Source organism: Flavobacteriaceae bacterium GSB9 (assembly GCA_022749295.1).
Taxonomy (GTDB): Bacteria; Bacteroidota; Bacteroidia; order Flavobacteriales; family Flavobacteriaceae; genus Flavisericum.
The window spans coordinates 437,701-447,790 of the sequence record CP062007.1 but is presented as its reverse complement, the minus strand read 5'-3'; the positions used below and the strand labels follow the sequence as shown (position 1 = coordinate 447,790).

Here is a 10,090-nt window from a genome sequence, read left to right as displayed (position 1 = left end):
TTAAAATCTAAGTAATTTTATTGTATTCTATAAATTTCGGCACCCGCCAAAAGAAAACATCCTAAACCGTAATCTTCAAAATCGGGAACTTTATCATAAGATAGCGGTTGCCCATCCTTCGGTTCTTTTCCTGTAGATTGTAAATAACCTAAAAAACCATTTTTATGCAAAGCGTCTTTTATAATGGCATTCCAGCCTTTTTCAACAACAGGCAAATAGGTCTCTTTGTCCAAAATACCATTGTTAATACCATAAGCCATAGCATAGATAAACAAAGCTGTTCCAGAGGTTTCTTTGCCGCCAAAATGTGTTGGATCGTGCAAGCTAACGTTCCAAAAACCATCCTTTCTTTGAATAGGAACCAATGCTTTTGCCATTGATTTTAAATCGATAATATATTGCTCTCTGTGAGGCGCATCCTGAGGTATAATAGAAAGTGTTCTTGCCAAGGCCCCTATTACCCAACCGTTACCACGGCTCCAATACGAGTCTTCACCATTTGGTTCTGTGTATGGCGGGTCAAAATCGGCATCGCGCCACCAAAGCCCGTCTTTTGGATTGTAAAGTCCACTCTCTCCGTGTTTATCTCGTGTGTACATGTACATTCTGTACATTTTTTCAAAATAACGTTCATCATTTTCTAAAACCCCCATTTTAGCAAATACAGGCATGCCCATTTGAATAGCATCAATCCACCACCAATCATCAACTTGAGGCGTATTAAGAAGCATATTCATACACGCTTTTGTGCTTTTAAGTTTTTTAGAATCGGGTACTAATTTGTACAAATCGATATAAGTTTGTGCTGCACAATAGTCGTCTGCATTGCGATTTGCTGCTCCATGCCTAAAATTCCAATCGTGAAATTCAGCCCAATCATATGCGTATTGGTAATATTCTTCTTTTGGGTAAATCTCGTGCAAAGCCATTAATCCTTCATAATACACACCACGGGTCCAGATATTGCTTGGTCGCTCCTTGTTGGTTACTATAGTTTTGCCTACATCTGGCCATTTTTCCATAAAATATTTATTGGCAAGCTGCATGCTATTCAAAACCTCTTCCCTATTAAAAGGCGTTTGTGCCATACTAAACCCTGATACAAATAAGGCTAAACAAAAGAGTAACAGATTATTTTTCATTGTTGTATATATTTAATTTTTAATTGCTTTTAAAGGTATTAAGTTTATTGGGCCTAAAAGTCCCGAAGGCATTGGCTCCCATTTTGTGGCATCAAACTTTTGATAATCTTTGTTTACCATGTTTATTTCATAGAAATTTTTCCATTCTTCACCACGCAATTCTTTGGCTCGAACCCTGTTGGCCGAAAGGTTGGTAACTTCAATTTCAATTTGGTTAAGCCCTTCTTTTAATTCGCCAATATTTATTTCAAATGGATTTGCCCAAACCGCACCTATATATTTACCATTTAACCAGACTTTGGCACTCTCGCGCACGTCACCCAAGTTAAGTTGCCAATTTTTGACCGTACTATCTGGATTTTCAAATTTAATGCCATATTTTGCTGTTCCTGAAAAACCTTCAGCAGCTTGGCTTAGATTGGTCCAAGATTCTAACTTGACTAGGTTAGCGTTTTCCGGTAACGTTGGCCCTCCTCTTAAGAAAGAAATATTCCAATTCCCATTGAGTTTGTAAGATGCGCCTGAGGGCTCTAAGTATTCCCAATTTTTTAAACGTGATATTGGCGTACTCTTTAAAAACAAAGATTCCCCAGGTTTTATGGAAACCTTAACCCATGTTTTACCATTTTCGACTTTAGTAAGTGCTTTTCCAGATTTATCTTGGTTAGCATCATAAAGTTCTACTTCTTTTTCAACAATTTGGGTTGGAATATAACCTTTAACCAAATTAGCCGTATGATTTACTAAATAATATACTTTCTCGCCATCAATGTCCCGTCTAATATATTTCAGCCCCGTTTCTACCAAAGTTTCCGGTAGAATACCCGCTATATCTAAATCACGATAAATATCTTTTGAAGGAACGAGCATATTAGAATTTTCTGCAATCAACTTATGCATGCTTTCGTTTTGTGCTTTGTAGTTGTGAAATCCAGGAACGGTCTCCGGAAGATCTTCAAAAATAATATGTGCACCTTCGTTTTTTAGTGCTAACAGTTTTTCGAGTGTAGCCAATGGCATATTTTTACAATCCGGTACTACAAGTGATTTGTATTCGCCTCCTGGTAATTTGATTTTTCCATCTGAAACCGTTGCGTTGTTAATGAACTCATCTGATATAAAATCGGTAGCATACCCATTAGCCATAAGGTTCTTAGTGGTTTTATAAAACGGTTCGTGATGCAACCACTCTTCTAATGAATGTATTTTAAACTGAAAGAACAAACTCCCCTTAAGATAGGTATTCCAAACATCATAAATTGGCCAATATAGTAATGTTTCATTATCGGGTTTACCTGATTGCAAGTACTTTTGACAGTTGGCGATATATGAAAATAATTCAGCTTCATCTTCGCCTATAGCCAAATTAGGATTAAAATTTACAGAAGCATAAAATTTCCAACCTGGCCAATCTGCACGCTTAGGCGAGTAAGTTGTACCATGTAAAAAAATGTGATTAACACCATTTACAAATAAATCCTCCAATTCAGGTTTACACTGCGAAAGCGCCACTTTAAAATGGTCACGAAGCCAAGTAAAGGTTTCTGATGACGTTAAAGGCTTTCCTGCAATATGCGCTGCAGAAGAAGAGAATTTAAGCATCACTGGATCGGCGTCACCTTCGCGAATATCTTCTTGTTCGCGTCGTAAACCCGGTATATCGTAAGGCATCGAACCAAAGGTTTCACATTCTGGTATATCGGCAGAGGCATATAAATCGATTAAATTTCCGGGAGAACCGTGTGCCTGTAATCGGGATTTAAAATTGTGTTTATTGGCCCAAGCCGTCCATGGTTTATCAAAATCATTTAATAATAAATCCGACAGCGTCTCCCTGTAATCGCTCTTTACACGGTTGCCTTCTTCGGTATCTTCATCACTCAATAACAATGGTATATAAGGCTTTAAATCATAACCTCGGTATTGTTCAAAAGCTTCGAAAAAATTAGGCGTAAAATTGGTTCCGTAAACTTCATAACTATCATTAAAAATAGAACGAATATTACCATCAAAACCTATTAAAGCTTCACCAAAACGCTGTAGGTAAGCGTTTAACGCTTCTTCAGAATAATGATCTAGCGTAAAGCCAGAACCACCAGGGGCGGCACGTTTAACTTTTTGCCCTGTTTTACCGGTAAAAATGGCATAAACCGTATAATCATCATCTTTAGCAATCCAATTAATTTGGTTTTCATTTACCTGCTCGGTTAAGTCGATGTAATTTCCTTTATCACCAAAAGCAAGAAGAAATTTTAACGTAGCCGGACGCTTTTCTTTTGGATTTTCAACCTTTATTTCTTTAGAAAAAGAAGCTCCATTTTCTACGTTATAGGTTTGGGTGATAAGTTTTGTGGCAGCGTGTTTTGGCGTTACCTGAGGGCCGCCATAAGGCCAACCTGTACCGAGAGTTAAATCAACTTGCATACCCAAACTATCGGCTACTTTTGTAGTATAGCTTAACATGTTCATCCACTTTGGAGAAAGATAATCTATAAAATTATCTTCCTCGCCTTTTACACCATAAATAGGTGCAATCTCTACACCTCCAATGCCTACTCGATGTAAATCTATTAAATTTTGCTTTATGTTAACCGAATCGACTGCACTGCCCATCCACCACCAACGTGTCCAAGGTTTTTGTTGACTCTCGTTATTTTTGAGGTTTACGCTTTTGGCTTCAAACAAATCTATTTTCTCGTTCTCACCACAAGAAAATGTGAAGCTTACTAATATTACTAAAACAATTAAACTCTTTTTTTGCATGATATTTTATTAGTGTTCTTTTTTTATATCCACGGCGTAAATTTGTGAAGTACCCTCAAAATTTGCTCTAAAGATAATTTGTTTTCCATTTGGAGAAAAATGAACATTGGGTTCAAGGTCATAATCGTGATTTTTCATGTTGACCAATTTTCGCGAAACTAGACTATCTCCCTTTGGCGTAAAATGATAAATCCACATGCCGTCTTTGGCTCTTGCTACTTGACCAGAGTCTCCTCCATCTCCAGCAAATGTTTTTTGGTCTGGTGAGATATTAAAATGTATAGACCACTCATCCCGTTTTAGAGCATATCTCGTTTCTTCACCAGAATCTAAATGTTTTCCTGCAAGATAAAATGTAATGCTCCTTGGAATTTGAAGGTCAAACCAAATGGTGGTTCCATCATGACTAAAAAATTCATGACCAGCAATTTCTCTGTCAACCGTTCTTTTATGCATCAACTGATTTTGCCTTGTTTTTATATCAATCGTCCAAATTCTATCCACTTTATGCCAAGGACCTTCGTGGCAATACATAAGCAAATTGGGATTTGTTGGGGAAAATTGAATATGGTTGAGCCATGCATTTTCTGAATATATATTATTTAACTGCTTTGTTTCCAAATCGATAGTTATCAAACTTCTTTCAAGTTTTGCTTCATATATCTTATCAAAATAACTTGACTTAGAGGGGTTTCTCTTGAATATTTCGTTTTCTTCTTTGGTTATAAGCGCACCTCCCAAGAGGGTTTCATCTGCATTTAGCGTAGACACCGATCCAATGACCTCGCTGTCGAACTTGTAAATAAACTCGGTTTCGTGCGTATCAATATGGGTTGCAAAAACACTATCTTTTACCATATAGAATACTTTACGGGTTTTAGCACCTACTATCTCTCCTCTTTTCCTACCGGGTTTATCTGTTATCTGATCAACTGTTTTGGTGTTTAAATTGATTGAAAAGTATTGACTGCCAGTTTCAGAACTTCCCGTAAAAACCATCAAGTCGTCTTTTCCGTCTTCCGATTTTAAAAACGGATTATTATGAAAGTAAAAACTTCGATTACTACCTGCTCTATTAACAAGCTTTTCGATTTTATGCCCAGTGGTAGAATCAACCCAGACTTTAGCCAATGAGCTTTCTTTTCCAGTTTCCATAACGAGAGGATGTTCCATTTTGGATGTATTGGAGCCAGAAGCAACCTCATTAGTCTTGCTTTTACAAGCAATACAAACAACAGCTAGCCATAATATCGTCTTACTTAAAAAATTCATTTATTATTTTTTATAAAAGTAAAATCAATTGCCCGTTCTCCTATCCTGTTGCATCCTGTTAGTTGTAGTATTAAGGTCAAACTACATTAATCTGCCTTGTAGTTTATAACATTTAATTGAATAGTTTTTGTACCCAAAGACGAATCGACAGTAATATTTTTTTAGAAGCATCTGTTTAATTTGGCAACTCCTCTTGCAATAGAATTCAAAATAGAGACTGTAATTTTTTAACTTGCTTACTGGTAATAGTAAATAGCTAAAAAGGGCGAATAAAGACTTGTATTTATCGTAGTAACGATTTCATTTTAGTTTTGGATAAAATTACTCAGTTTCTATACTGTTGAATCCTGATAAAATATCATTTTAAAATCTATCTACATGTAAGAACAGGATGGAATTAATTTTTTTAATAAATATTTTCCATGAGACTAAACATTATAATAAGACATGAAAGATTTAAAAAAAATTCCAGTGGGTGTCGTTTGCATATTCCTATATTGCCTCTCAATGAATGCTCAAGTAGTTGAAGGTAAAGATTACTCTTCCCTTTCAGATGTCGACCATACCTTCGATATGGCTGGCGATGATATTTTCGGCCAACGGTTTCCATCGGAAAACTATACATACAAAGATCCTGTTACTGGGTTTACAGTAAACGCATTAACAACATCTAGGCACAGTAATTCCAAAATGTACCAGACTCACCCACAATGGACTGCAGATGGAAAGTATATTATTTTTTCATCAAACAGAACTTCCACAAAAGAAAACAGAGACCGTCAATACTATGCGGTTTCAACGACTAATTTTGAAATTGTTCAAATCACTACAGGAAATAAGGGTAAAAACCTACATTTAGGATGGCATAAAAATGTTGCTTACGTTATTAAAGACAATAGCTTAGTAGAATTGAACTTAAGTAAACTTTTAAGAGATAGTGAAACCAAGGATGTTAAAACTCCCCAACATTACGAAAGAACCATTGCTCAAATACCTGATTCCATTAAACCTTCAGGTATAGGTTTGGATGCTAAAGAAGAATCTATTTTCTTTTCTTCAAGAATAAATAAAAACAAGCATGCCATTTATAAGTTAGATTTTAAAACTCAGCAAACAACAAAAATTATTGAAGTCCCATTTCGCATAGGCCATTTGCAAAATAACCCCTATGTTTCTGAAGAACTCATGTATTGTTGGGAAACCGGTGGAGACTCCCCTCAACGCATGTGGGTATTATCTATTGATTCTAAAGGAAAGGTTACGAACAGACCTCTGTACGAGGAAAGAAAAAACGACTGGGTAACACATGAAGTATTTATGGGACCAGATAAAGTTTTATTCCATTTAATGGGACATATTGATCGCCTTCAAAAAAACCAAACAGGAATATACTCAATAGATTTAAGAACCAACGAACTTAAATTCCATGGACAAACAGGTGCCGGGGGCTATTGGCATTGTAATGCAACTCCAGATGGCAAATGGATTGCTGGTGATACATTTGATGGTAAATTATATCGTATAAACGCATCCAACCTAAAGGACACTATATTGCTAACCCAAGGGCATCGCTTATTAAGTAAAAGTCCCTTTTCTGATGAAGCGCACATGCATCAATCCATCAGCCCAGATGGCAAATGGGTTTTGTTCAACTCCAGTCTTTTAACAAGGAGCGATATTATGATTATTCCGTTAAGTCCCCTTAAAAATTAGTTATTGAATTTTAAATAAATGGGTGTCTATACATAAACCCTTTAAGCTCTTTTAAACAATGATTTAATCGTTAAATTTTTAAAATTGACCAGTGTTCTATTTTAGAAAAAACAGGAAAGCACAGGATACCAAATTAAAATTATAACTGTTTATTTGACATAACAAAACATCTAAACCTCTCTCTTTTAGATGCTTAAACAACAACTAAACTAAATTATTCATGAAAAACAAAACAACCATTTTATTGGGCTTACTTGTGTTTGTGTTTACGCACACCATAGGTTATGCTCAAGAAAAAACAGTGTCGGGAACAGTCACCGATACATCAAACATGCCATTACCTGGAGTAAATGTATTAGTAAAAGACTCTAACAGGGGTGCTAGTGCCGATTTTGATGGCAATTACACTATATTAGTATCTCCAGGAGAAACGCTCGTATTTTCTTATGTTGGTTTTAAATCAACCGAAGTTCTAATAGGAAGTGATAATGTATACAATATTGCTTTGGAAACCGACAATGCGCAACTTGACGAAGTTGTTGTAATTGGTTACGGAACCCAAAAACGTAAAGATGTAACTGGTGCCGTAGCATCCATTAAATCTGAAAATTTTATTGATGCGCTTCCTGTACAGCCGGAACAATTATTACAAGGTAAAATTGCGGGTGTAAATATTGTTCAAAGCAGTGGCCAACCCGGAGCTGCTTCTACCGTTAGAATTAGAGGAACAAGTTCGATATCTGCCGGAAACGATCCGTTATATGTTATTGATGGTGTACCGTTACAGTTTGGTAGTGCCAATAATCAAGTGAGAACAGTAACTTCTGGATCTTCTCCGCTTTCAGAAGAAGCAATTAATCCATTGAGCTTGATAAACCCTGCTGATATTGAAAGTATTGATGTTCTAAAAGATGCTTCGGCAACAGCTATTTATGGTTCTAGAGGAGCAAATGGTGTTATCGTTATAACCACTAAAAATAAAGGAAAATATGGTGAGTTCTTAACATACGACACTTATTTAGGAGTTTCTGATGTACCTGAATTACTACCTTTTCTATCTGCTGATGAGTACAGGGATTATGCAAATAGCAACGGGTTACCTTTTTCAGACTTAGACGCTAATACCAATTGGCAAAAAGAAGTTTTTAGAACAGCTATTACACAAAACCACAACATTTCTTTTGCTGGTGGATCTGAATCTACTAACGTAACAGGTTCTTTAGGATACAATAACCAAGAAGGTATTTTGTTAAATTCACAACTTAAAAAATACACAGGAAGGTTAAACGCTAACCATTCCGCAATTGATGATAGGCTAAAAATTGGCATCAACCTTACTTATGCCAGTATTGATGACCAAAGAGCTGCATTAAATTCCAATATCGCAGACGAGGGAGGTAACATTTTAAAGGATGCTCTGCGTTGGGCGCCAACTCTACCTGTGAGAAATGAAGATGGAAGTTATTACCAAATTGGAGCTTTAAGGGTTAATCCAGTTTCATGGGTAGATGTTTCTGATGAAAGCGACAGTTCTTTACTTCTTGGCAACTTAAGTGCATCTTTCCAATTAATGGATGGGTTAAAACTTTCAACCAATATTGGTCACTCTAACGAAAATGTTAGCCGGTTTACTAATATTCCTTCAACACACCCAGCTGGGGAAGGACAAGGAGGTACCGCTTCTATAAGTAAATATAAGAACACTAACATACTAGCTGAAACAAACCTTACTTATGACAAGCAAATAAACGATGACAACCACATTTCTCTTTTAGCAGGGTATTCTTATCAAAGATTTGTTACCGAAAACACATTTACATCGGCTAACAATTTTGTATCAGATGCTACCCAATGGAATTTAATCCAATCTGGTACTATTCAATCTAATACCTCATTTAAAGACGCCAATCGTTTATCATCATACTATGGTCGTATTAACTACAAGTTAAAGGAAAGATATTTACTTACCTTTACCCTAAGACGTGACGGCTCCAGCCGATTTGGTGCCAATAACAAATGGGGTACATTCCCATCTGGAGCATTAGCTTGGAATATGGCGGATGAAGATTTTATGGCCAATTCTAAGATTAGTAATTTAAAACTAAGGCTTGGCTATGGTATTACTGGTAACCAAGAAATACCCAATAACCTTTATAAAGAACAACTATCTATCGCCGGTTCTGCCATTTATGTTTTTGGCGGAGAGGCTATACCTAGTGTCCTTCCAACAAATTACCAAAACCCTGATTTAAAGTGGGAAGAAACTAGTCAATTAAACTTAGGTGTTGACTTTGGTCTATTTGGTCAACGTATAACGGGTTCAATAGACTACTACATGAAGAAAACTACCGATCTATTATTAGAGTTCTCAACTGCAGCACCATCAGTAGTACAAACACAATGGGCTAACGTAGGCGAGGTTGAAAACAAAGGTTTTGAGTTTAATTTAAGTTCAGATATCATAAACAATGAAAATTTAACATGGTCAACCAATCTTAATTTTTCAACCAACAAAAATGAGGTAATATCATTATCTAACGAAAACTTCCAAAGAGATGAAATCAGAACCACATCTGGTTCTGGTGTTGTAGGAAACAATCTTCTAACCAAAATTATCAAACCAGGTCTACCATTAAACACTTTTTATGGATGGCAATTTACAGGGTATGATAACGAAGGTATGGAAACTTACCTTGATGAAAACAATGACGGTAATGCAGACGAAGTGGTTATTGGCGATGCAAATCCTGATTTCACTTTTGGCTTCAACAACAACTTTAAATATAAGAAATTTGACGCTACGTTAAATTTTAGAGGTGTAGTAGGTAATGATATTTACAACAATACGGCTGCAGAGTTTTCATATGTAAGTCAAACACCAGGCGTAAATGTACTAAAGTCTGCATTAAATACAGGAGCTAGTCGAGCACAAACTGCTCAATACTCTTCACAATGGATTGAAGATGGAAGTTATTTAAGATTAGATAATTTAACCATAGGATACAATTTTGATGTTAACAAGGTAAATTTCCTTAAAAAGGCAAGAGTTTACTTAACAGGAACAAATTTATTTGTAATTACAGGTTATTCCGGATATGATCCAGAAGTTAGAACCCGGTCTGTTGGAATAGACTATTTAGTTTACCCAAGACCTAGAACTTTCCAAATAGGAACAAGCATAACATTTTAAAAATAAAAAT

Annotated in this window: 5 protein-coding genes; 2 read left to right on the top strand and 3 right to left on the bottom strand. The window is 36.0% G+C overall.

Annotated elements, in window-relative coordinates; genetic code table 11:
* Window positions 1–17: 17 nt before the first annotated feature.
* From GSB9_00401 to GSB9_00399, 3 genes are read right to left on the bottom strand one after another with little or no spacing between them, the layout of a single operon-like run.
* Entirely contained in the window at window positions 18–1,142 is a 1,125-nt protein-coding gene (locus tag GSB9_00401) for a glycoside hydrolase family 88 protein (GenBank protein UKM63855.1), read from the bottom strand.
* 12 nt (window positions 1,143–1,154) lie between these two features.
* Window positions 1,155–3,905 carry a glycoside hydrolase gene (locus tag GSB9_00400; protein UKM63854.1) on the bottom strand — a complete coding sequence of 917 codons (2,751 nt, stop codon included), beginning with the start codon at window positions 3,903–3,905 and terminating at the stop codon, window positions 1,155–1,157.
* Between the two features lie 9 nt (window positions 3,906–3,914).
* Window positions 3,915–5,177, bottom strand: a complete 1,263-nt coding sequence (locus GSB9_00399) for an oligogalacturonate lyase family protein (GenBank protein ID UKM63853.1) — start codon at window positions 5,175–5,177, stop codon at window positions 3,915–3,917.
* Between the two features lie 447 nt (window positions 5,178–5,624).
* Between GSB9_00399 and GSB9_00398 the strand changes: the two genes are divergently transcribed.
* Together GSB9_00398 and GSB9_00397 are read left to right on the top strand one after the other, a co-directional pair.
* A complete protein-coding gene (locus tag GSB9_00398; GenBank protein UKM63852.1) occupies window positions 5,625–6,890 on the top strand; it encodes an oligogalacturonate lyase family protein in 1,266 nt (421 codons plus the stop codon).
* Window positions 6,891–7,110: 220 nt separating this feature from the next.
* The gene (locus tag GSB9_00397) at window positions 7,111–10,080 is read left to right on the top strand and encodes a TonB-dependent receptor (protein ID UKM63851.1); all 2,970 of its coding nucleotides are present in this window, start codon (window positions 7,111–7,113) and stop codon (window positions 10,078–10,080) included.
* Window positions 10,081–10,090: the final 10 nt, after the last annotated feature.

Bases quoted from the DNA above. Each gene is read 5' to 3' on its own strand.
- GSB9_00397 (UKM63851.1), top strand. From the start codon at position 7,111: ATGAAAAACAAAACAACCATTTTATTGGGCTTACTTGTGTTTGTGTTT.
- GSB9_00399 (UKM63853.1), bottom strand. From the start codon at position 5,177: ATGAATTTTTTAAGTAAGACGATATTATGGCTAGCTGTTGTTTGTATT.
- GSB9_00401 (UKM63855.1), bottom strand. From the start codon at position 1,142: ATGAAAAATAATCTGTTACTCTTTTGTTTAGCCTTATTTGTATCAGGG.
- GSB9_00398 (UKM63852.1), top strand. From the start codon at position 5,625: ATGAAAGATTTAAAAAAAATTCCAGTGGGTGTCGTTTGCATATTCCTA.
- GSB9_00400 (UKM63854.1), bottom strand. From the start codon at position 3,905: ATGCAAAAAAAGAGTTTAATTGTTTTAGTAATATTAGTAAGCTTCACA.